This is a genomic window from Rhodovulum steppense (genome assembly GCF_004339675.1).
Lineage (GTDB): Bacteria > Pseudomonadota > Alphaproteobacteria > Rhodobacterales > Rhodobacteraceae > Rhodovulum > Rhodovulum steppense.
The window spans coordinates 65,462-89,004 of sequence record NZ_SLVM01000002.1; the positions used below are offsets into that span (position 1 = coordinate 65,462).

Sequence of the window (23,543 nt, forward strand, 5' to 3'; positions counted from 1 at the left end):
TGTCAGACACAGGACACTGGCGCCGTGTGGAGACGTGTCCACACGGCGCTTTTTTATGAAGAGAAACGCGCGGGAGAAGACCAATGACCAAGCCCCCGACCCCGATGCTGGACCGCGTTGCCGGTCCGGCCGACCTGAAGGGCATGAGCCAGGCCGACCTGACCCAATTGGCGCGGGACGTCCGGCAAGAGGTGATTTCCGTGGTCGCGCAGACCGGCGGCCATCTGGGCTCGTCGCTGGGCGTCGTGGAACTGACCGTGGCGCTGCATGCGGTCTTCAACACGCCGTTCGACAAGCTGGTCTGGGATGTCAGCCACCAGTGCTATCCCCACAAGATTCTCACTGGCCGCCGCGACCGGATGCACACGTTGCGTCAGGGCGGCGGGCTGGCAGGGTTCTGCAAGCGGTCGGAAAGCGAATATGACGCCTTCGGTGCGGGGCACAGCTCGACCTCGATCTCGGCCGCGCTTGGCTTTGCGGTGGGTCGCGAGATGGGCCAGCCGACCGGCGACGCCATTGCGGTCATCGGCGACGGCTCGATCTCGGCGGGGATGGCCTATGAGGCGCTGAACCATTCGGGCCATCTGAAAAGCCGACTTTTCGTGATCCTGAACGACAACGAGATGTCCATTGCGCCGCCCGTCGGTGCGATGTCGAAATATCTTTCGGGGCTTTATTCCGACACGCCCCTGGGTAAGCTCAAGGACATGGCCGAGGATTTCGAGGCCGTCCTGCCCGGCCCGATCCGCGAAGGCGCGCGCCGCGCCCGGCAACTGGTCACCGGCTTCCCCGGTGGCGGCACGCTGTTCGAGGAACTGGGCTTCGACTATATCGGCCCGATCGACGGGCATGACATGGGCCAGTTGCTGACCGTCTTGCGCGCCGCGCGGGCGCGGGCCTCGGGGCCGACGCTGATCCATGTGTGCACCGTCAAGGGCAAGGGCTATCATCCGGCCGAAAGCTCGGCCGACCGCGGTCATGGCGTGTCGAAATTCGACGTGGCATCGGGCGCGCAGGCGAAAAGCCAGCCGAACGCGCCAAGCTATACCTCGGTCTTCGGCAAGACCCTGACCGACGAGGCCGCGCGCGATCCCAAGGTGGTCGCGATCACCGCGGCGATGCCCTCGGGCACCGGGCTCGACATCATGCAGGGCCGGTTTCCACAGCGGGTCTTTGACGTGGGCATCGCCGAACAGCATGCGGTGACCTTCGCGGGCGGGATGGCGGCGTCGGGTCTGAAACCCTTCTGCGCGATCTACTCGACCTTCCTGCAACGCGGATACGACCAGATCGTGCATGACGTGGTGCTGCAAAAGTTGCCCGTGCGGTTCTGCATCGACCGGGCCGGGCTTGTTGGCGCGGACGGCTCGACCCATGCGGGGGCGTTCGATGTGGCGTTCCTGTCGAACCTGCCGGGCATGACCGTGATGGCCGCGGGCGACGAGGCGGAACTGGTCCATATGGTCGCGACGGCCGCGGCCTATGACGACGGCCCCATCGCCTTCCGCTATCCGCGGGGCGAGGGGATCGGCGTCGAGATGCCGGAACGCGGCCGGATCCTGGAAATCGGCAAGGGCCGGATCGTCAGGGAAGGCACGAAACTCGCGCTGCTGTCGCTGGGCGCGCCGCTGATCGACTGCCTGAAGGCCGCCGAAGAGTTGGAGGCGCGCGGTATCTCGGTCACCGTGGCCGATGCCCGCTTTGCCAAGCCGTTCGACACCGATCTGGTGGCGCGTCTGGTCAGGGAACACGAGGCGCTGGTGACCGTCGAGCACGGCGCCGAGGGCGGTTTCGGCGCGATGGTGCTGCACTGGCTGGCGCGGACCGGGCGGCTGGACCGCGGTCTGCCGGTGCGGACGATGACCCTGCCCGACGCCTTCATCGAACAGGACAGCCCCGCGCGGATGTATGCCGAGGCCGGGCTGACCGCGCAGGACATCGCCAATACCGGGCTCGAGGTTCTGGGCATCGCGGCGGCGCGGTTCGGCAGCGCGGCGGGCTGAGGTTCAATCGAACGACAGCGGACGGCCCCGTCAAAGGCGGGGCCGTTCTGCGTTTCAGACATGCCGCTCGATGATCGCGCGCAGGTCGACGCGGGCCTTCAGGCGGCTGGCCAGCAGGTAGATGCCGCCGAACTTGCGCTGGATGAACAGCGTGTCCATCGGCGGGATGTGCCAGAAATCGCGGTCGGCCCCCAGTTCCATCCCCGCATCCCGCATCCGCAGCGCCAGATCGGTACTGGCGAAGTCGAACGCGCCGGGACGACGCAGGGGTTCCATCGACATCTCGAACATGGCCAGCATCGTTTCCTGGTGATGCGCCGCCGTATCCTCGGCGAAGAAGCCGATATCGAGAATCGCGCGCCGCATCGCCGCCCGCTCGCCCGAGAGCCCCGCCGCCATCAGCGCGCGGAATTGTTCGGCCATTTCGGGGCCAAAGTCGCGCGAGGCGCCGAAATCCAGAAGCACGATCCGCCCCGTGTCAGGCTGGTAGCGGTAATTGGCGAAATTGGGGTCGGTCTGCATCAGCCGGAACTCGAACAGTTCTCGGAACAACAGCCCGATCAGCAGGCCCATCACCCGGTCGCGTTCCGCCTGCGGGGCCTCGGCCAGCGTCTCGATCGGCATGCCCTCGACGAAATCCATCGCCAGGATGTCGGGCGTGGTCAGGTCCGGCAGAAGCCCGGGCACCACGAAATCGGGGGCTTCCGCCAGCAAGTCGCCGAACCGGCGCATGTAGCGGCCTTCGCGCTCGTAATCGGCTTCTTCGTGAAGCTGGCGCTTGGCCTCGTCCAGCATCGGCGCGATGTCGAGTTCCCGGGGCATCACGCCGGACAGCCGCATCAGCGCGGCCACGTTGTTCACGTCGCTGTCGATCGACCGGCGCACGCCGGGATATTGCACCTTGATCGCCAGATCGCGCCCGTCCTTCGTCTGTGCCCGATGGACCTGCCCGATCGAGGCCGCGGCGATGGGCCGGACCTGGAACTTGTCGAACCGTTTCAGCCAGTCCGCGCCCCAGGCGTCGGTCAGCACCTTCTTCAGCTGCCCGCCCGGCATGTGATGCGCATCCGCCCTGAGCCGGGCCATGATCTCGGCGAGTTCGGGGGGCAGCATGTCGCCCGCATCCATCGAGATCAGTTGCCCCACCTTCATCGCCGCGCCGCGCATCTGCGCAAGCTGGTCGGCCACGCGCCGTGCATTGGCGGGCGTCATCAGCAGATCCGCTGCCCTCGGCCGCTTGCCCTGCGCCACCTGCCGTGCGCCCGCCAGCGCCATGTTGCCCGCGACGGAAGAGGTCAGCGCGCCGAACCGGGCAAGCCGGGTCAGCCGCCCGGAGGGAACGGCAAGGGCGCGTGCATCGGGTTTCGGCAGGGTCATGGTGCGATCCTTCGGGGATGGGCAATTCGGGGGGTGAGGCGCGACCATAGGCAAACCGGTCCACTCCCGCAGTGACATAGGCACAAAACCCGCGCCCGCAACGCGGCGGGCGTGATCCCAGCCCCGACCGCCCTAGGTTGGCGGGAACAGACAGGCAGGACGGGTCAGGCCATGAGTGTGAATGCGATGATCGTTTCGGCCGGCGAGGCGCTTGATGTGCTGCGCGCGGGCTGGCAGGCGCAGGCGGGGGGGCACATGCTGGCCTCCTACATGATGCATGGGCGGCCGGGGGTCGGAAAGACGCAAGTGGTCGAGCAACTGGCGGACGAGATCGGCGCGCGGCTGTTCGATCTGCGCCTGACCACGATCGAGCCGCAGGACCTGCGCGGGCTGCCCTATTACGATCACGAGGCGCAGAAGACCAAGTGGTATCGCCCCGAGGATCTGCCCGACGATCCCGAGCATCCCTCGATCCTGTTTCTGGACGAATTGACCGCCGCCTCGCCCATGCTGCAACCGACGGTCTACGGGCTGTTGCAGGAACGCCGGGTGGGCCGCCACAAGCTGCCGGGCAATGTCTTCATCGTGGCGGCGGGCAACACGGTCGAGGATGGCGCGATTGCCTATCAGATGAACACCGCGCTGTCGGACCGGCTGATCCACCTGCATGTGCAGGCCGCCGCCGCCGACTGGCTGGACAATTACGCCGTGCCGCGCGGGCTGCACCCCACGGTCGTCGCCTTCATCAAGACCCGGCCCGACCTGCTGGACACGACGGAACGCACGGTTGCCGAGGGTCAGTTGATCGCCACGACGCCGCGCAGTTGGGAACGTGTCAGCCAGATCCTGCGCGCCGTGCCCGACCGGCGGATGCGCAACGTGCTGGTCGCGGGCACGGTGGGCGAGGCCGTCGCCGCCGAATTCGCGATGATCGCCGACGACATTTCCGCCACCGTGCAGGTGCAGGAAATGCTGGAGGCCGACCGCAAGGAGCGGATCAGGCTTTATCCCGTCTCGATGCACGGGCTGAACGCGCTGATCTATGGGCTGATCGGGATTCTGGACGGGCGCAACGTCAATGGGGTGATCGACATCATGGCCGATATCCGCCAGCTTGCCCGGCTTCGCGAGGAGGAGGAGTTCAAGCGCATGCCGCTGTCCGAGCTGTGCACCTACGGGTTCGAGGGGCTGATCCGCAAGGGGCTGGATCTGGGGCTGGGCGAACGTTTCCTTGGCCATGACGCCTATCGCGCCTATGCGGCCGAGCGCAAGGAGGCCGGGCTCGCGTGACGCCGCTGCGTCATTCCACCCGGGCGCGGCGGGCGCTGACCAAGCTGGCCGAGCAGGACCCGGCCTTTGCCGCGCTGGCGCTGTGGTGCACGCATGTCGACAGCGATCGGCGCGCGGGGGCGGCCTGGACCGATGGCCGGGCAATCCATTACGGCGCCGATTTCGAGGCGCTGAGCCTGCCCGAGCAGATCGGCCTTGCCGCCCACCACATCCTGCACATCGCCTTTCGCCACGCGCCGCGGTCGCGCGCGATGTATCTGCGCTTCGGCGACCGGTTCGACGAGGACCTGTTCAACCTCGCCACCGATGCCATCGTGAACGAGACGCTGATGCTGACCGGTTTCATCCTGCCGCGGCCCGCGGTGCGGTTGACGGGGCTGTTGCTGGCCACCACGCGGGAAAAGATCTCGGGCCAGGATGCGGTCACGAAATACGATGCCGAACGGCTTTACATCGCGCTGATGCAGGACAATGCGCCGACCCGGACCACAAGGCCCGGCGACAAGGGGGTGGCCAGCGGCGGCGGCGGGCGGACAGGCGGGCAGGGCGGCACCGGCGGCGAGAAGCCGCGCCCCGGCGGTGCGCTGGCGGACGCGGCGCGGGCCTATGCCGACCAGATGGCCTTTGCCCCCGATCTGGACAGCGCGCGGGACGAGCGTGACGACGGCGCGGGCCGCGAGGAGGATGCCGAGTGGCGTCAGCGTGTCGCCCGCGCGATGGAGGCGGGCCGGCTGGCCGGGCACGGCATCGGTGCGCTGGGTCACCGGCTGGCCGATCTGCCCGAGGTCCACACCCCATGGGAGGTGCTGCTGCGCGGGCTGGTCAGCCGCGCGGTCCTGTCCAGCCCCCGGCCGCTGGCCACACGGCCCGCGCGGCGCTGGCTGGCCCGCGATGCCGATGCCCGCGCCCATGGCGGCCCCGATCCGGCCTTCGAGCCGGGCATCCTGCGCGACCGCGACATTCCCCGGATCGTCGTCGGCATCGACAGTTCGGGCTCGGTCGATGGCACGCTTCTGGCGAAATTCGCGGCCGAACTGGGCGCCATCGCCAAGCGCACGGGGGCCGAAACCCATGTGCTGGTCTTCGATACCGAGGTGCGCAGCCGCGCGGTGATGGGGGGGGCGGCCTGGGAAAAGCGGATCACCGACATCCTGTTCAGCCGCGACGGCGGCACCTCCTTCATCCAGGTGATGGACGAGGCGCTGGCGCTTGACCCCTCGGCGGTGGTGATCCTGACCGACCTTGAGGGGCCTTTTGGCCCTGTCCCCCGCCGGCGGCTGCCGATCCTCTGGGCCGTGCCGGGCGATCCGCCGTCCACGGGTGCGCCTTTCGGTCGCGTCCTGAGCCTTGCGCGCTGATGCGGCCGCTCAGGCGGTCGCCAGCGCCTCCAGCCGTGCATGGGCCGACACGCCCTTCGTCTCCAGCGTCACGTCATGCAGGAAGCGGCCCAGCGCAAGGCTGGTGATGTGCATGCGCTGCTCGGTGAACTCGGCATCGAACAGCGTTGTCTCGATCAGCCCGCGCTCTTCCTCGTCCAGATCCAGCACCTGGGGTTCGGGGATGTCGGTCTGAACCGATACGAAGGTCAGCGGCGAAATCCGGGCCAGTGCGGATTGTTCGATCACCAGATGCAACTCGCCCGCCTTCAGCCCCCGTTTCGCGGCGATCCGGGTCAGGATCTCGCGGCCCCGGGCGCGTGCGATGTCGGCGCCGCGCTCGGCCTCTTCCTCGGGCATCAGGCGGCGGCGGCGTTCGGGGTTGTCGACCGAAAGCACGCGGGATTCGACCAGATAGACCACCAGGAACATCAGCGCGGGCGCCTGACCGATCGCCAGCGCATGTTCGGGCAGCATCAGGATCAGGACCGGGAACGGACTGAGCGCCAGCAGATAGCGCAGGAACGAGACCTCGACCACCATCCTTCGGTAAAGCGGACTGCCGAACGAGCCCCGCGGCAGGACCGAGAATCCATGCGCGAAAAGCCCCCGCGGCACCTTGCGGATCTTCATGGTCGAGGGGCTGGACACGGTCGAAGGCGTGATGACGTGAAGCATGGCGCAGCCTCTGCTATGTCGAAGACGAATAACTCTAGCCCCGCCCGGCCCGCCGTCCAGCCCGGTGCCCGGCAGGGATTCGACGCGCCGCCCGGCCCCTGCTAACCTGACGGTCGAGTCCGGGCCCGGCGGCCCGCCCCGCCGGGTGCGGCAAGAGCGGGGCATTGACCAAAGGGGGGCGCCCCCTTAACCCCGAAGACCGACAGCGACCGGAGGACGGCCCATGCGACCCGCCAACGAAGCCCTGATCGTGATCGACGTGCAGAACGATTTCTGCACCGGGGGCGCGCTTGCCGTTCCCGGTGGCGAAGACGTGGTGCCGCGGATCAACACGCTGATGGACGAGTTCCAGACCCGCGTGCTGACCCAGGACTGGCACCCGGCCGACCACGCGTCCTTTGCGGCCAGCCACCCGGGCAAGCAGCCCTACGAGGTGGTCGAGATGCCCTATGGTCCGCAGATCCTGTGGCCTGTCCATTGCGTGCAGGACACGCCGGGCGCGGCCTTCCATGCCGATCTCGACCTCACGCTGGCCGACCATGTCGTGCGCAAGGGCTTTCGCCCCGGGATCGACAGCTATTCGGCCTTCTTCGAGAACGATCACGAGACGCCCACCGGGCTTGACGATTTCCTGACCGCGCGCGGGATCGACCAGTTGACGCTGGTGGGACTTGCCACCGATTTCTGCGTGCTCTACTCGGCGCTCGATGCCGCGCGTCTGGGCTATCGCGTGACGGTGATCGAGGGGGCGTGCCGCGGCATCGACCTGAACGGCTCGCTGGAAGACGCGCGCCAGGCGATGCTGGATGCGCATATCGTGCTGGAGCCCTGAGAATGCTGGACATCGCCAAGCGGGTCTACAACCACCACTGGAAGATCGACCCGATTGTCCGCTCGCTGCTCGATACGGATTTCTACAAGCTGCTGATGTGTCAGTCGGTCTTTCGGAACCGGCCCGACACGCAGGTGACTTTCAGCCTGATCAACCGCACAACCGATATCCGGCTGGCCGAGCTGATCGACGAGGGCGAGTTGCGCGAGCAGCTTGACCATATCCGCACCCTGCGGCTGGCCCGCGGCGAAAGCACTTGGCTGCGCGGCAACACCTTCTACGGCAAGCGGCAGATGTTCCGCCCCGATTTCATGGAATGGTACGAGGGGCTGCAACTGCCGCCCTATCACCTGGAAAAGCGCGATGGGCAGTATGAACTGACCTTCGAGGGGCGCTGGCCCGAGGTGATGATGTGGGAAATCCCTGCGCTGGCCGTGCTGATGGAACTGCGCTCGCGCGCGGTGTTGCAGGCGATGGGCAAGTTCGAGCTTCAGGTGCTTTACGCCCGGGCCATGACCAAGCTTTGGGAAAAGATCGAGCGACTGCGCCCCGTCGAGGGGCTGAAACTGGCCGATTTCGGCACGCGGCGGCGGCATTCCTTCCTGTGGCAGGACTGGTGCGTTCAGGCGATGATCGAGGGGCTGGGACCGAAATTCGTCGGCACCTCAAACTGCCTGATCGCGATGCGACGCGATATCGAGGCGATCGGCACCAATGCCCACGAACTGCCCATGGTCTATGCTGCGCTGGCCGAGACCGACGAGGATCTGCGCCAGGCGCCCTACAGGGTGCTGGCCGACTGGCACGAGGAGCATGACGGCAACCTGCGCATCATCCTGCCCGACACGTTCGGCACCAGGGGCTTTCTGCAGCACGCGCCCGACTGGCTGGCGGGCTGGACCGGGATCCGCGTCGATTCCGGCGATCCCGTCGAAGGTGCCGAGACTGCCATCGCTTGGTGGACCGAACGCGGCGAGGACCCGCGCAAGAAGCTGATCATCTTCTCGGACGGGCTGGATGTGGACGTTATCACCGACCTGCACGCCCGGTTCGCGGGGCGCGCCCGGATCAGCTTTGGCTGGGGTACGTTGCTGACCAATGATTTCCGCGGGCTGGTGCCGGGTGACACGCTGGCGCCCTTCTCGCTGGTCTGCAAGGCCGTCAGCGCGAATGGTCGGCCGACGGTCAAGCTGTCGGACAACCCCAACAAGGCGATGGGGCCAGCAGACGAGGTCGCGCGTTACAAGCGTGTCTTCGATGTGGGAGCGCAGCGCCCGCTCGACGTCGTGGTCTGACCGCCGCCCCGTCCCGGCCGGGCGAGATCGCCTTTTTCGCGTCCGATTGGCCCAGAAATCGCGTCAAGAGGTTTTCAACAATGCCCTGCAACAGTATCTCACACTAGGGTGGCGGTCTGTGCGCCATCACCCGACGCGCCGCGACTCCGGTCCGGGGGAAACCGAAGCAAGAGGCACATGATCTGATGGATATCATTCTCAACTCGGCCTTCGGAGAAGTCGCCTCGCTTCTGGTCATGGCGGCGGTGATCGGCTTTCTGGGGATCATCCTGCGCCAGCCGCTGATCGTCAGCTTCATCGCGGTAGGGTTGATCGCCGGGCCTTCGGCGCTGGACCTCGTGCGTTCGGACGAACAGATCAACCTGTTGTCGCAACTCGGTATCGCGCTGCTGCTGTTCCTTGTCGGCATCAAGCTCGACGTCAAGCTGATCCGCTCGCTTGGGGGGGTGGCGATGCTGACCGGGCTGGGGCAGGTCGCCTTCACCTCGATCTTCGGTTACCTGATCGGGCTGGCGCTGGGGCTGGGCCATATCACCAGCCTTTACGTCGCCGTCGCGCTGACCTTCTCCTCGACCATCATCATCGTCAAGCTGCTCTCGGACAAGCGCGAGATCGACAGCCTTCATGGCCAGATCGCGCTGGGCTTCTTGATCGTGCAGGATCTGGTCGTGGTTCTGGCCATGATCGTGCTGTCGGCCATCGGTATCGGCGCTGCGGCCGACGGCCATGGCGGCGGCTCGGTCGTGGTGGTGCTCTCCTCGGGTGTGGCGATGGTGGCGCTGGTGATCCTGTTCGTGCGCTATGTCGCCAATCCGCTGACCGAGCGGCTGGCGCGCGCGCCCGAATTGCTGGTGATCTTCGCCATCGCTCAGGCCGCGATCTTTGCCGCGATCGGCGATTTCGTGGGTTTGGGCAAGGAGGTGGGCGGGCTTCTGGCGGGTGTGTCGCTGGCCTCGACGCCCTATCGCGAAACCATCGCGGCACGCCTCTCGCCGCTGCGGGATTTCCTGTTGCTTTTCTTCTTCATTGCGCTGGGCTCGTCGCTCGATCTGTCACTTCTGGGCGCGCATGTCGGCGGCGCAATCATCTTTTCGCTGTTCGTGCTGATCGGCAATCCGCTGATCGTGCTCGTCATCATGGGCGCGATGGGGTACCGCAAGCGCACCGGTTTCCTGGCCGGTCTGACCGTCGCGCAGATCAGCGAATTCTCGTTGATCTTCATCGCTATGGGGGTGACGCTTGGTCATCTGGAACAGAATGCGCTGGGTCTTGTGACCATGGTCGGCCTCGTGACCATCGCGGCCTCGACCTACATGATAACCTATTCGCATCAGCTTTACCGTCTGTTCGAGCCGGTGCTCGGCATCTTCGAACGCCGCGAGACCCCGCGCGAGCCGAATGGGGGAAGCGTCCCCGGCCAGGACGGCTATCCGGTGCTGGTGTTCGGACTGGGTCGGTTCGGTGCGGCCATCGCGGTGCGGCTTCAGAAACGCGGCATCAAGGTGCTGGGAGTCGATTTCAATCCTCAAGCGGTGCGCCGTGCCCGCGCGCTGGGGATACGGGCCAAATACGGTGATGCATCGGACCCGGAATTCGTGAGCGAACTGCCGCTGGAGCGGGCCGACTGGATCGTCTCGACCGTTCCGATCCATGTCGGCGGCCTCAGCCACGAGGATACCCGCCGGACCCTGATCCAGCTTGCGCGCACCGCGGGTTTTCGCGGGCGCATCGCGGTCACCTCGCACACGGCCAGGGACACCGAAGAACTGACCGTCGCGGGCGCCGATATCGTGCTGGAACCCTTCCAGGACGCCGCCGACCGGGCCGTGGAACTGCTGACGGGTGCTCCCGAAACGGAGCGCACCGAAATCCCCGAGATCGACGGCGAGGAACTGCAGACCGCCTGATCCGAACGCATTCACCATGTCCGCGCCAAAGGAGACAGGATGCCCGAAATGTCGCAATCCCTCCACGCGCTGTCCGCCCGGCAGGCGCTGTCGGCGGTCGAGTCCAGCCCCGACGGGCTGAGTTCCGGCGAGGCCCGCCGCCGCCTTGACTCCCATGGCGAGAACCGTCTGCCCGAGCCGCCCCGGCGCAGCGCGATCATGCGTTTCCTGTTGCAGTTCAACAACGTGCTGATCTACGTCCTGCTGGTCGCGGCGGTGGTTACGGCCGCCTTGAACCATTGGATCGACACCGGCGTCATCATCGCGGTCGTCGTCGTCAACGCGATCATCGGCTTCATCCAGGAGGGCCGCGCCGAACAGGCGATGGAGGCGATCCGCGGCATGCTCGCGCCGCGCTCGGCGGTGCTGCGCGACGGCAGGCGCATCGGCGTCGATGCCGCGGAGCTGGTCCCCGGTGACATCGTGCTGATCGAGGCGGGCGACCGGGTGCCTGCGGATATCCGGCTGATCGAGGCACGCGGGCTGAAGGCCGAAGAGGCGATCCTGACCGGCGAATCCATGCCGGTCGACAAGGGCCCCGAGCCCGTAGCCGCCGGGGCCGCGCTGGGCGACCGCACGCCGATGCTGTTCTCGGGCACGCTGATCGCTACCGGCGCGGGCCGCGGGGTCGTCGTCGAGACCGGCGCGCGCACCGAGATCGGCCAGATCAGCGGCATGCTGGCCGATGTCCAGACGCTGACCACCCCGTTGGTGCACCAGATGGACATCTTCGCGAAATGGCTGACGGTGTTCATCCTGCTCGTGGCGGCGAGCCTGCTGGGCTATGGCTATTTTGTCAGCCACATGGAGTTTTCCGAACTGTTCATGGCGGTTGTCGGCCTGTCCGTCGCGGCAATCCCCGAGGGGCTGCCTGCGGTACTGACGATCACGCTGGCGGTGGGGGTGCAGGCCATGGCGCGGCGCAACGCCATCGTCCGGCGGCTTCCGGCGATCGAGACGCTGGGCTCGGTCTCGGTGATCTGTTCGGACAAGACCGGCACGCTGACCCGCAACGAGATGATGGCCGCAAGCCTTGCCACCGCCGCCCATGTCCTTGCGGTCGAGGGCGAGGGCTATGCCCCCGAGGGGCGGGTGCGTCTTGACGGCGACGATCCCGATGCCGAGGCGCAGGCAATCCTGTCGGAATTCGCCCATGCCGCGGGGCTGTGCAACGATGCGGTGCTGCATGACACCGAAGCGGGCTGGCGGGTCGAGGGCGATCCGATGGAAGGGGCGCTGATGGCGCTGGCCGGCAAGATCACGGGCTATGGTCCCGACCCCTTCCGCAGCTGGACCCGTACCGACGCGATCCCCTTCGATGCGGCGCATCGCTACATGGCCACGCTGCATCACGACCACGAGGGCCACGCCGCGATCCATGTCAAGGGCGCCCCCGAGGCGGTGCTGGCCATGTGCGCCGACCAGCGGGCCGAGGACGGCGGCACCGCGCCGCTGGCCCCCGGGCACTGGCATCACATGGTCGAGCAACTGGCCGCGCAGGGTCAGCGCGTGATCGCCATTGCCGCGCGCAGCGTGCCGCAGGAGCACACGATCCTGAACACCGCCGATCTGGACGGGCATCTGACGCTGATCGGGCTGATCGGGCTGATCGACCCGCCCCGGCCCGAGGCGATTGCCGCAGTGGCCGAGTGTCACGAGGCCGGGATAAGGGTCAAGATGATCACCGGCGACCATGCCGCCACCGCGCAGGCCATCGCCGCGCAGATCGGGCTGAAGAACACCGCCACCGTCCTGACCGGCGCCGATATAGAGGCGATGGACGATGCCGAACTGGCCGAGATCGCGGTCGGGACCGACATCTTCGCCCGCACCTCGCCCGCCCACAAGCTGCGGCTGGTGACGGCGCTGCAATCGCGCGGGCTGACCGTGGCGATGACGGGCGACGGGGTGAACGACGCGCCTGCGCTGAAACGGGCCGATGCCGGCATCGCGATGGGCAGGAAGGGCAGCGAGGCGGCCAAGGAAGCCTCGGAACTGGTGCTGGCCGACGACAATTTCGCCTCGATCGCGGCGGCGGTGCGCGAGGGGCGCACCGTCTATGACAACATCAAGAAGGTCATAAGCTGGACGCTGCCCACCAATGGCGGCGAGTCGATGACCATCGTTCTGGCGCTGGCGCTGGGCATGGCGCTGCCGATCACCCCGGTCCAGATCCTGTGGACCAACATGATCACCGCGGTCACGCTGGGCATCGCGCTGGCCTTCGAGCCGACCGAGGCGAATACCATGCGCCGCCCGCCCCGGCCGCGCGACGAACCGTTGCTGACCGGCGAACTGGTCTGGCATATCGTGCTGGTCTCGGTGCTGTTCCTGGCGGGGATCTACGGCGTCTACGCCTATGCGCTGGACCGCGGCTACGATCAGGACGTGGCCCGCAGCATGGCGCTGAACACGCTGGTCGTGCTCAAGATCTTCCACCTGTTCTTCATCCGCAACATCCACGGCACCTCGCTGACCTGGGCTGCCGCCAGGGGGACGCGGGTGGTGTGGATCTGCGTCCTCACCGTGACGGCGGCGCAGTTCGCGATCACCTATCTGCCGCCCTTGCAGATGCTGTTCGGCACCGCGGCGATCCCGTTCTGGGACGGTGTGCTGATCGTCGCGGTGGGGGTGCTGTTCTTTGCGCTGATCGAGACCGAAAAGCAGATGCGGCTGGCCTTCCGCCGCCCGGCCAGACCCTCGGCCAGCGGCAGAGCGGGCCGCGTCTAGCTGCGGCCGCGCCAGTAGGAATAGACGACGCCGGACGAAATCAGCATGATCAGCACGCCCAGCATGCTGAACACCTTGCCCAGCCAGGACAGCAAGGGCCAGTCCGGCAGGGCAAGGCCGGTCAGCAGCAGCGCCGCGCCCGCAAGGCCGATCAGCAGGAAATCCCGCGCCATGGCGGCCGGGCTGCGCCAGCCGCGGCCCAGAAGCGCCCGCAGCAAGGGCGAGCCCGAGGTCAGCCCGCGCCGGTCGGCCATGTCCGGGCTGCGCGCGGGCGCCGTCGCGATCAGGCCCTGGCGCAGCGGCGCGCTGCGCGGGGCAGGCGCCGGGCGGGGCGGGGCGGGCTGGCGCCGGGGACGCGCCTGCCACGCGGCCCGAAGGCGGGCCAGCAAGCGGTGGAAACGGTCGGGATTTTTCAGATAGGCTAGGATCAGCACGACCGTCGCCGCTGCCAGCAGAACCAGAAGCGGCACCGCCGTACCAAGCAGCACGCCCGACAGCGCCAGCAGATAGACCACCAGCACCACAAGCGCGGCCAGCCCCCCGCGTCCGAAGAAATCCCGTCCCGAAGTCATCCTGCCCGCGCCTCTCTGGTTGTTTCGATGCCCGCCGCATATGGGTCACCGCTGCGGTCGATGCACGAGCGACGTTGTGTCGCATCCGCAGCTTCGGCCCTGCCCGAACCCCAAGTCGATTCGCAGCACCCCGGGGCCCGGTCGCCCCGTTTCCGCCCTGTTCCCGCATTGACGGCCGTCAAGATCACTCTCCCGCACGCATGCTAGCTTGACCGGGCGCAGGAACGGCCTGACACTTCCCCCGGAGGGGGAAGACGGGCTGTGCGCCGCATGCGGCCCGCGCGGTCGCGTCTAGCAGAGGAGGAATACCCATGTTCCGTTACAAGACGGTTACCCCGCTCGTGGCAGCGGCGGGTCTGGCGTTTTCCGGCGCCGCCCAGGCCGGGGGCACGGTCGAGGTGTTGCACTGGTGGACTTCGGGCGGCGAGGCCCGCGCGGTGGGCGAACTCAAGAACAGCTTCGAGGCCGAGGGCGGCACCTGGATCGATTCGCCCATCGCGGGCGGCGGCGGCGATGCCGCGATGACCGCGCTGCGCGCCCGCGTGGTGGCCGGAAACCCGCCGGCCGCGGTACAACTGAAAGGCCCCGGCATCCAGGAATGGGCCGAGCAGGGCGCATTGGCCGATGTCGAGGATGTCGCCACGGCCGAGGGCTGGGATGCAGTCCTGCCCTCCGTTCTGGCGGGCATCATGAAATATCAGGGCGAGTATGTCGCCGCGCCGGTCAATATCCACCGCGTCGACTGGATGTGGGCCAATCCCGAGGTTCTGGCCAGGGCAGGCATCGAGACCATGCCCGCCACCTGGGAGGAGTTCAACGCCGCGGCCGATGCGCTCTTGGCCGCGGGCATCACGCCCTTGGCCCATGGCGGCCAGCCCTGGCAGGATGCTACGATCTTCGAGAACGTGGTTCTGGGGGTGGGCGGGGCCGATTTCTTCCGCGCAGCGCTGGTCGAGCTCGATCAGGACGCGCTGAACTCGCCCACCATGGTCGCGGCCTTCGACCAGTTGCGCAGGATGCGCGGCTATGTCGATCCGAACTTCTCGGGCCGGGACTGGAACCTTGCCACCGCCATGGTGATGAATGGCGAGGCCGCGTTCCAGATCATGGGCGACTGGGCCAAGGGCGAGTTTCTTGCCGCGGGCAAGGTGCCGGGCGAGGATTTCCTGTGCGCACCGACGCCGGGCAACGGTTTCGTGCTGAACTCGGACAGCTTCACCTTCTTCAAGGTGTCGGGCGAGGACAACATCGCCGGGCAGAAACTGCTGGCGAGCCTGATCATGTCGCCCGGGTTCCAGGCGACCTTCAACCTGGCCAAGGGGTCCATCCCGGCGCGGACCGATGTGCCGCTGGACGCCTTCGACGCCTGTGCGCAACGCTCGCATGACGATCTGCTCAAGGCGACCGAGGCGAACGCGCTGGTGCCCTCGATGGCGCATGAAATGGCGATCTCGCGCTCGGTCCGGGGCGAGTTCCTGGATCTGGTGACCGAGTTCTTCAACTCGAACATGAGTTCCGAGGATGCCGCAGAGCGGCTGGCCGCCGCCGTCAAGCGCGCGATGTAGGGGACAATCCCGGCCGGGGGCAATCCCCGGCCGGTGCCGGGGGCAGGGGGCTGACATGCTGAGGGCCATGTCACGGGCGATCGAGCGGCGCCTGCCGCTCATCGTGGTCTCGCCGCTTTTCGCGGTCAGCCTGTTTTTCGTCTATGGCTTCATCGCTTGGACGATCTGGATTTCCTTTACCAAGTCCGGCGTGATGCCGGTCTACGACTTTCACGGTCTGGCCCAGTATGAACGGCTCTGGGCCACGCCGCGCTGGTATGTGGCGCTGAAGAACCTGTTCGTCTTTTCGGGCCTGTTCATTGCGATCAGCATGGGCCTTGGCATCCTTCTGGCGATCCTGCTGGACCAGCGCATCCGGATCGAGGGGGCGATCCGCACGATCTACCTTTACCCCATGGCGCTGTCCTTCATCGTTACCGGCACCGTCTGGAAATGGATCCTGAATCCCGGGCTGGGCATCGAGAAGGTGATGCGCGACTGGGGGTTCGAGGGCTTTACCTTCGACTGGCTGGTGAATCCCGATTTCGCGATCTACACGATTGTCATCGCGGGCGTCTGGCAAAGCTCTGGCTATGCCATGGCGCTGTTCCTGGCCGGGCTGAGATCCGTCGATGACGAGGTGCTCAAGGCCGCCGCCATCGACGGCGCGGGGCCGTGGCGGGTCTATACCGGGATCGTGCTGCCGTCGCTGCGCCCGGTCTTCCTGTCGGTGGTCATCATCCTGGCGCATCTGGCGATCAAGAGTTTCGATCTGGTCGTGGCGCTGACCGGCGGCGGTCCCGGCTTTGCCACCGACATGCCCGCGACCTTCATGTATGCCTTTGCCTTCCAGCGGTCCGAACTGGGGGTGGCCGCGGCCAGCGCGGTGATGATGCTGGCGACCGTCTGCGCGATCATCGTGCCCTATCTTTATTCCGAGCTTCGGGGGGCGCGGCGATGAGGGCGCGCAGGACCGACGGCATCGTGCGCGCCTCGGGGCCGGGGGCCAGGCTCTTGCGCGTGCTGCTGTTCGTCGTGCTGGGGCTGTTCTGCCTTTACTACCTGTTCCCGCTTTTCGTGATGGTCTCGACCTCGGTCAAGTCGCTGGCCGAGATCCGCGAGGGCAGCTTTCTGGCCTTGCCCCGGGCGATCAGCTTCGAGGCATGGGCCAAGGCCTGGGGGTCGGCCTGCGTGGGCGTGCGCTGCGACGGGTTGCAGCCCTATTTCATGAACTCGGTGATGATGGCGGTGCCCGCGGTGCTGCTGTCGACCCTGCTGGGCGCGCTGAACGGCTATGCGCTGACCAAGTGGCGTTTCCCCGGGGCCGACATCATCTTTGCGCTGATGCTGTTCGGCGCCTTCATCCCGTTTCAGGTGGTGCTGCTGCCGATGGCGCGCACGCTGGGGCAATTGGGGCTGGCGGGCACCGTGCCGGGGCTGATCCTTGTGCATACGGTCTATGGGCTGGCCTTCACCACGCTGTTCTTCCGCAACTTCTTCATCGGCGTGTCCGATGGCATCGTGAATGCGGCCAAGGTGGACGGGGCGGGTTTCTTCGGTATCTTCTTTCGGATCGTTCTGCCGATGTCGCTGCCCGCCATCGTGGTGACCGTGATCTGGCAGTTCACCCAGATCTGGAACGACTTCCTGTTCGGCGTGTCCTTCACGGTGGGCGATTCAAACCCGGTGACGGTGGCCTTGAACAATGTCGTGAACACCTCGACAGGGGTCAAGGAATACAACGTGGACATGGCCGCGGCGATCATCGCGGGGCTGCCGACGCTGTTGGTCTATGTCGTGGCGGGGGCGTATTTCGTGCGCGGGCTGTCGGCCGGTGCGGTCAAGGGGTAGGGCATGGCATCGGGCATCCGGCTGGAAAACCTGCGCAAGAGTTTCGGTGGAACAGAGGTCATCAAGGGCGTCGACCTGGAAATCGAGCCGGGCGAGTTCGTGGTTCTTGTCGGCCCTTCGGGATGCGGGAAATCCACGCTGCTGAACCTGATCGCGGGGCTGGAAACCGTCAGTTCGGGCGACATCCTGATCGGCGGGCAGAACGTCAACCGCGTACCGCCGCGCGATCGCGACATCGCCATGGTGTTCCAGTCCTACGCGCTTTACCCCACAAGGACGGTGCGGGCGAACATCACCTTCGGCATGGAAACCCGCCGCGTGCCCAAGGACGCGCAAGAGGCCGCGCTGGAAGAATTCTCGCGGCTCTTGCAGATCGACCACCTGCTGGACCGCAAGCCCGGCCAGTTGTCGGGGGGCCAGCGCCAGCGCGTCGCGATGGGGCGCGCGCTGGTCCGGCAACCGGCGGTGTTCCTGTTCGACGAGCCGCTTTCCAACCTCGACGCCAAGCTTCGGATCGAGATGCGCACCGAGATCAAGAAGCTGCACCAGCGGCTGGGCAAGACCGTGGTCTATGTCACCCATGACCAGATCGAGGCGATGACGCTGGCCACCCGCATCGCGGTGATGGATAACGGCCATATCCGGCAATTCGCCGATCCGGCCACGATCTATGAAAGCCCCGTTGATCTGTTCGTCGCGGGCTTCATGGGCTCGCCGCCGATGAACATGATCCCCGGGCGGCTGTTCCACGAGAACGGGCAGGTCTTTGTCCTGCCCCGCGGCGCGCGTGAACGTATCCGCTTTCCCCTCGACGGGCCGGCCGGGCAGGGCGAGGGGCTGACCGATGGCCGCGAGGTGGTGCTGGGCCTGCGCCCGGAAACGATCTTTGCGGCCGGGGCCAAGCTGCCGGGGCCGAACCGCTACCTGTTCGAGGCGCCGGTCGAGGTTGTCGAACCCACCGGCCCCGACACGATGCTGGTCTTCCAGATCGGCGATCAGGATATGGTCGCCCGCGTCCGCCCCGAGGATGTCGCCACCCCCGGCGCGGCCTTTCGGTTCGAGGTGGACATGGGCAAGGCCAAGCTGTTCGACGCCGGGACGGGCAAGGCGCTGTGACCGGGGCCGCGCCCTTGCCCGAGTGAAAGACTCGGATTGACAAAGCCGACAGGATCGCTCAGGAATAGGGGGTGCCGCCGCCGGAGCCATCCGCGATGATCGTCTGTCACTGCCGCGCCATCACCGACCGGGATATCCATGCAGCGATAGACTGGATGCGCGCATCCGATCCGCAAACGCTCATCACGCCGGGTAAAATTTTCCACGCTTTGGGGAAAACCTCCGATTGCGGCGGCTGTTTGTCACTGTTCCTCGACACAATGCGCCTGAATGATAACCTTGAGGTGCCGTTGGAATTCGGCGCCCTCAAGGAACTTCCGCGCAGAAAGGAACATGCGACATGCAAGGCGACCCAAAGGTCATCGACTACCTCAACCGCGCCCTCCGCAGCGAGTTGACCGCAATCAACCAGTACTGGCTGCATTACCGGCTTCAGGATGACTGGGGGCTTGGTGCCATGGCCCGGAAAAGCCGCGAGGAAAGCATCGAGGAGATGAACCACGCCGACAAGCTGGTCGCGCGCATCCTGTTCCTCGAAGGCCACCCGAACCTGCAGAAGCTCGACTCCTTGAGGATCGGCCAGACCCCGAAGGAAACGCTGGAATGCGATCTTGCCGCTGAGCACGAGGCGCATGCGCTGTACAAGGAGGCGCGTGAGTACTGTGCCGGCGTCGGCGATCATGTCACCAAGGAACTGTTCGACGAACTGCTGGCCGACGAGGAGGGGCATATCGACTTCCTCGAAACCCAGCTTGACCTGCTCGCGCGGATCGGCCCCGAGAACTACGCGCATCTGAACGCGACCCGGATGGACGAGGCCGAGTAAGGCCCGTCCAACCGCCCGGACCGGTGGCCATCCCGGCCGCCGGGCCTTGGCATGGACGGCGTCCCCTAGAGGCAACGAAAGGGCAGTCGACCCCTGGCCGTCACGAAATGCCCCTCGCTTGACAGTCGCCCAGCGTCACGAAGGAGCCTTGCAGGAAGACAATCCCCAAGGCCCTTGGCCATTGGTGCGAAAATACCAGAGTTCCTGCCCCATTCATGGTTTTTTTACGGGTTTCTCTGGGCACCGAGTCGTGCTGGTGCCATATTCGCGCCGTGAAGATAGGGGTAGATCGGCATGTCTGAACGAGTGGTCTTGGTAACCGGAGGCGCGGGGTTTCTGGGGTCTCATCTGTGTGATCGCCTGATGGCCCTGGGGGCCCGCGTGATCTGTCTCGACAACCTGATGACGGGCTCGATCGCGAACATCTCGCACCTGATCGGCAGGTCCGGCTTTCGCTTCGTCCAGCATGACGTGATCGCGCCCTTCGATCCGAATGAGCCTGTCGACGAGATCTTCAACCTCGCCTGCCCGGCCTCGCCGCCGCAATACGCGCGCGACCCCATCCACACCTTCCAGACATGCGTTCTGGGGGCGATGAACATGCTTGAACTGGCGCGTGCAAACGGCGCGAGGATCGTCCAGGCCTCGACCTCCGAGGTCTATGGCGATCCTACCGTCAGCCCGCAGCCCGAAACCTATCGCGGCAGCGTCAACCCGGTTGGTCCGCGCGCCTGCTACGATGAGGGCAAGCGCGGTGCCGAGACGCTGTTCTACCATTACCGTCAAAGCCACGCGCTGGATGCGAGGATCGCGCGGATCTTCAACACCTACGGCCCGAGGATGAGCCCCGATGACGGCCGCGTGGTGTCGAACTTCATCGTCCAGGCGCTGACCGGTGCGCCGCTGACGGTGTATGGCACCGGCCAGCAGACCCGGTCCTTCTGCTATGTCGACGATATGGTCGAGGGGCTGATGCGGCTCATGGCCGCGCCGGGGCGTGGATTGGGTCCGGTCAATCTGGGCAATCCGGGCGAGTTCACGATGCTGGAACTGGCCGAACTGGTGCTTTCCAAGACGGGCTCGGGCTCGTCCCTGACCTTTGCGCCGCTGCCCCAGGACGATCCGCGCCAGCGCCGCCCCGATATCGCACTGGCCGACCAGCTGTTGGACTGGGCGCCCGGCGTGCCGTTGAGCGAGGGGCTGGACCGCACCATCGCCTATTTTGCCGAGAGCATCCACCAGGGCAAGACCGGCGAATAGGAGCGGACCGTGACCCAGGCGAAAGCGGTTCTGGTCACCGGCGGCGCCGGTTACATTGGCTCTCATACCTGCAAGCGGCTGGCCGAGGCGGGCTATCTGCCGGTGACCTATGATAACCTGTCGACCGGCCATGCCGATGCGGTGCGCTGGGGGCCGCTGGTGCGGGGTGATACCCGCGACGCTGCGGCCATTGCGGATGCGATCCGCGCCCATGCGCCGCTGGCCGTGATCCATTTCGCCGCCGCAGCCTATGTCGGGGACTCGGTGCGCGATCCGGCCTTCTACTACGACAACAACGTGAACGGCATGCAGGGGCTGCTGACCGCGTGCCGCGAGACCGGGCTTTCGCGGGTGATCTTCAGTTCATCCTGCGCCACCTATGGCGTGCCCGAGCGGCTGCCGATCACCGAGGACACCCCCCAGAACCCGATCAACCCCTATGGCCGGACCAAGCTGATCGGGGAATGGATGCTGGCCGATTTCGCCCGCGCCCATGGCATCCGCTACGCCGCGCTGCGCTATTTCAATGCCTGCGGCGCGGATCCGGACGGCACGCTTTGCGAACGCCACGACCCCGAGACGCATCTGCTGCCGCTGGCGCTGTTCGCGGCAGACGGGCGGCGTCCGGCACTCGATCTTTACGGCACCGATTACCCCACGCCCGACGGCACCTGCATCCGCGACTACATCCATGTCGGCGATCTGGCCGAGGGGCATCTGGCCGCGCTGCGCCATCTGGAAGCGGGGGGCGACAGCGTTGCAGTGAACTTGGGCACTGGCACCGGCCATTCCAACCGCGAGGTGCTGGCCGCGGTCGGTCGCGTGCTGGGCCGCCCGGTGCCCGTGAACGAGGTCGCGCGCCGCGAGGGCGATCCGCCCGCGCTGGTCGCCGACCCGACCCGTGCCCGTGATCTGTTGGGCTTTGCGGCCCGCCACTGCGACCTTGACGCGACCGTTGCCGATGCGGCGCGGGCCTTCGGCATGAAGCCCGGCGATGACGCCACGCCCTGACGCAAGGACCGCGCGCCCGCGTCCGCGCCATCTTGTTTCGGTCTACACGCCGCGCATGAAGCTGCGTTACTGGCTGTCGGTCCTGCTATGGGCTGCGACGGCCCTGTGGTTCTGGGCCTGGTGGTTCCAGCCGCACCACAATATCGGCACCTTCCGCTATGTGGTCATCACGCTGGCCGTGGCCTGGGTGATGTTCCTGCAGGTCTATTTCCTGACCGTGATGCTGCGCGCGGTGCGTCCCTCGGGCGATCTGGCGGCGCTGAACGGCGCGCGGGTGGCCATGGTCGTGACCAAGAGCCCCTCCGAGCCCTTCGAGGTGGTGCGCCGCACGCTGGAGGGGATGCTGGCGCAGGACTGGCCGCATGACACTTGGCTGGCCGACGAAGACCCCGCGCCCGAGACGCTGGCCTGGTGCGCGGCCCATGGCGTCAAGGTCTCGACCCGCAAGGACAGGCCCGACTATCACCGCGCCGAATGGCCGCGCCGGACCCGCTGCAAGGAAGGCAACCTTGCCTTCTTCTACGACAGCTATGGCTACGAGAACTACGACTTCGTCTCGCAGCTCGACGCCGATCACGTCCCCCAGCCCGGTTATCTGCGCGAGTTATTGCGCGGTTTCGTCGATCCGGAGGTGGGCTATGTCAGCGCGCCCTCGATCTGCGCCAGCAATGCGCGCGAAAGCTGGGCGGCGCGGATGCGGCTGGATCACGAGGGGATGTTCCACGGCATCCTTCAGGCGGGCTATTCCAATGGCTGGGCGCCCATGTGCATCGGCTCGCATTACGCGGTGCGCACCGTCGCGCTGCGCGAGATCGGCGGGCTGGGCCCGGAACTGGCCGAGGACCATTCGACCACGATGATGATGAACGCCTTCGGCTGGCGCGGTGTGCATGCCTTCGACGCGATCGCGGTGGGCGACGGGCCGGTGACCTTTGCCGACATGCTGACGCAGGAATTCCAGTGGTCGCGCAGCCTGGTGACGCTGTTCCTGCGCTATACGCCGGGCTATTTCTCGGGGCTCCGGCCGATCCTCAAGTTCCAGTTCCTGTTCTCGCAGCTCTGGTATCCGGGCTTCGCCTTCTTCATGGCGGCCACGCTGCTTGTGCCGATAACGGCGGTCCTATTCGACATGCGCTTCGCCAATGTCACTTACCCGGCCTTTGTCGGCCATAGCGCGCCGGTGGTGCTGGCCTTCATCCTGATCGCCTATCAGCTCAAGGCCGACGGGCTGTTCCGCCCGACCGATGCCAAGGTCATCAGCTGGGAAAAGGGGCTGTTCCAATGCGCGCAATGGCCCTGGGTCCTGTGGGGCTGCCTGATGGCGGTGCGCGACAGCGTCACGGGCCGCTTCGTCGATTTCCGGATCACGCCCAAGGGAACCTCGGCGGCCACGCGGATGCCGTTCCGGGTGCTTTTGCCCTACATGGTGATCGCGGCGGCGGCGATCCTGCCGGTCCTGGCCGTCGATCACCTCGAGAATTCGGCCGGTTTCTACCTGCTGTGTCTATTGAACGCAGCCCTCTATATCGCCGTTCTCGTCGTGGCGCTCACCCATCATATCCGCCAGACTGGCCTCGGCTGGATGGGCAATGCGCTGCGGCTGGGTCCGCAGGTGGCGATCACCCTGGCGCTGGCGGCCACGTTGTTGTTTTCGGGCTGGCTAAGGGGCATGCAAAGCCTGCATTATCTGTCCACCGGACTGGGGCCCTACCAGTTCACCAAGGTGGAATTCCTGGTCTCCGGGGCCGGGCAAGGGGGCAAGAGGTCGATGCGCTATTCGTTCGACATTCCCTTTGCGCGGCAGGACCGCAGACCGTTCATCGAGTGAGGAACGCA

At 66.4% G+C, this 23,543-nt stretch carries 19 protein-coding genes; 16 read left to right on the plus strand and 3 right to left on the minus strand.

Annotated features, from left to right (window positions below; genetic code table 11):
* Positions 1 to 83: 83 nt before the first annotated feature.
* Positions 84 to 2,003 carry a 1-deoxy-D-xylulose-5-phosphate synthase gene (gene dxs / locus EV216_RS01505; protein WP_132693288.1) on the plus strand — a complete coding sequence of 640 codons (1,920 nt, stop codon included), beginning with the start codon at positions 84 to 86 and terminating at the stop codon, positions 2,001 to 2,003.
* A 54-nt stretch (positions 2,004 to 2,057) separates the two neighbouring features.
* On the opposite strand, the gene EV216_RS01510 is transcribed toward dxs, so the two are convergent.
* Positions 2,058 to 3,380, minus strand: a complete 1,323-nt coding sequence (locus tag EV216_RS01510; protein WP_132693289.1) for an ABC1 kinase family protein — start codon at positions 3,378 to 3,380, stop codon at positions 2,058 to 2,060.
* A 171-nt stretch (positions 3,381 to 3,551) separates the two neighbouring features.
* On the opposite strand from EV216_RS01510, the gene EV216_RS01515 reads away from it, so the two are divergent.
* Entirely contained in the window at positions 3,552 to 4,670 is a 1,119-nt protein-coding gene (locus tag EV216_RS01515; protein ID WP_132693290.1) for an AAA family ATPase, read from the plus strand.
* Positions 4,667 to 6,028 (plus strand): vWA domain-containing protein, encoded by a 1,362-nt coding sequence (locus tag EV216_RS01520; RefSeq protein ID WP_132693291.1) that lies wholly within the window; start codon positions 4,667 to 4,669, stop codon positions 6,026 to 6,028. Before EV216_RS01515 ends, EV216_RS01520 begins: the two co-directional genes overlap by 4 nt.
* A gap of 9 nt (positions 6,029 to 6,037) precedes the next feature.
* Here the strand turns inward: EV216_RS01520 and EV216_RS01525 are convergent, their stop codons facing one another.
* Complete coding sequence (locus EV216_RS01525; RefSeq protein WP_132693292.1) at positions 6,038 to 6,724, minus strand: hypothetical protein; 687 nt, start codon at positions 6,722 to 6,724, stop codon at positions 6,038 to 6,040.
* A gap of 223 nt (positions 6,725 to 6,947) precedes the next feature.
* On the opposite strand from EV216_RS01525, the gene pncA reads away from it, so the two are divergent.
* From pncA to EV216_RS01545, 4 genes are all read left to right on the plus strand, one after another.
* Positions 6,948 to 7,556 (plus strand): bifunctional nicotinamidase/pyrazinamidase, encoded by a 609-nt coding sequence (pncA, locus tag EV216_RS01530; protein WP_132693293.1) that lies wholly within the window; start codon positions 6,948 to 6,950, stop codon positions 7,554 to 7,556.
* Between the two features lie 2 nt (positions 7,557 to 7,558).
* A complete protein-coding gene (gene pncB, locus EV216_RS01535; RefSeq protein WP_132693294.1) occupies positions 7,559 to 8,851 on the plus strand; it encodes a nicotinate phosphoribosyltransferase in 1,293 nt (430 codons plus the stop codon).
* Between the two features lie 185 nt (positions 8,852 to 9,036).
* A complete protein-coding gene (locus EV216_RS01540) occupies positions 9,037 to 10,758 on the plus strand; it encodes a cation:proton antiporter (RefSeq protein WP_207893960.1) in 1,722 nt (573 codons plus the stop codon).
* 48 nt (positions 10,759 to 10,806) lie between these two features.
* Entirely contained in the window at positions 10,807 to 13,527 is a 2,721-nt protein-coding gene (locus EV216_RS01545; protein ID WP_207893961.1) for a cation-transporting P-type ATPase, read from the plus strand.
* Here the strand turns inward: EV216_RS01545 and EV216_RS01550 are convergent.
* Positions 13,524 to 14,099: a hypothetical protein gene (locus EV216_RS01550; RefSeq protein WP_132693296.1), complete on the minus strand. Its 576-nt coding sequence runs from the start codon at positions 14,097 to 14,099 to the stop codon at positions 13,524 to 13,526. The genes EV216_RS01545 and EV216_RS01550 overlap by 4 nt on opposite strands.
* 311 nt (positions 14,100 to 14,410) lie before the next feature.
* Here EV216_RS01550 and EV216_RS01555 point away from each other — a divergent pair, with 311 nt between their 5' ends.
* From EV216_RS01555 to EV216_RS01595, 9 genes are all read left to right on the plus strand, one after another.
* Positions 14,411 to 15,664 carry an ABC transporter substrate-binding protein gene (locus EV216_RS01555; protein ID WP_132693297.1) on the plus strand — a complete coding sequence of 418 codons (1,254 nt, stop codon included), beginning with the start codon at positions 14,411 to 14,413 and terminating at the stop codon, positions 15,662 to 15,664.
* A 67-nt stretch (positions 15,665 to 15,731) separates the two neighbouring features.
* Entirely contained in the window at positions 15,732 to 16,604 is an 873-nt protein-coding gene (locus EV216_RS01560) for a carbohydrate ABC transporter permease (RefSeq protein WP_132693429.1), read from the plus strand.
* Complete coding sequence (locus EV216_RS01565) at positions 16,601 to 17,494, plus strand: carbohydrate ABC transporter permease (RefSeq protein ID WP_132693298.1); 894 nt, start codon at positions 16,601 to 16,603, stop codon at positions 17,492 to 17,494. The genes EV216_RS01560 and EV216_RS01565 overlap by 4 nt, the downstream gene beginning before the upstream one ends.
* 3 nt (positions 17,495 to 17,497) lie before the next feature.
* Complete coding sequence (locus tag EV216_RS01570) at positions 17,498 to 18,610, plus strand: ABC transporter ATP-binding protein (protein WP_132693299.1); 1,113 nt, start codon at positions 17,498 to 17,500, stop codon at positions 18,608 to 18,610.
* 95 nt (positions 18,611 to 18,705) lie between these two features.
* A complete protein-coding gene (locus tag EV216_RS01575; RefSeq protein WP_132693430.1) occupies positions 18,706 to 19,008 on the plus strand; it encodes a (2Fe-2S)-binding protein in 303 nt (100 codons plus the stop codon).
* Positions 18,951 to 19,436 carry a bacterioferritin gene (bfr, locus tag EV216_RS01580; protein ID WP_132693300.1) on the plus strand — a complete coding sequence of 162 codons (486 nt, stop codon included), beginning with the start codon at positions 18,951 to 18,953 and terminating at the stop codon, positions 19,434 to 19,436. The genes EV216_RS01575 and bfr overlap by 58 nt, the downstream gene beginning before the upstream one ends.
* Positions 19,437 to 19,730: 294 nt before the next feature.
* Positions 19,731 to 20,696, plus strand: a complete 966-nt coding sequence (locus tag EV216_RS01585; RefSeq protein ID WP_132693301.1) for a UDP-glucuronic acid decarboxylase family protein — start codon at positions 19,731 to 19,733, stop codon at positions 20,694 to 20,696.
* A 9-nt stretch (positions 20,697 to 20,705) separates the two neighbouring features.
* Positions 20,706 to 21,707, plus strand: coding sequence for a UDP-glucose 4-epimerase GalE (gene galE, locus EV216_RS01590; RefSeq protein ID WP_132693302.1), 1,002 nt, complete (start codon positions 20,706 to 20,708; stop codon positions 21,705 to 21,707).
* Positions 21,691 to 23,535, plus strand: coding sequence for a glycosyltransferase family 2 protein (locus tag EV216_RS01595; protein ID WP_132693303.1), 1,845 nt, complete (start codon positions 21,691 to 21,693; stop codon positions 23,533 to 23,535). Before galE ends, EV216_RS01595 begins: the two co-directional genes overlap by 17 nt.
* The last annotated feature ends 8 nt before the right edge of the window (positions 23,536 to 23,543 follow it).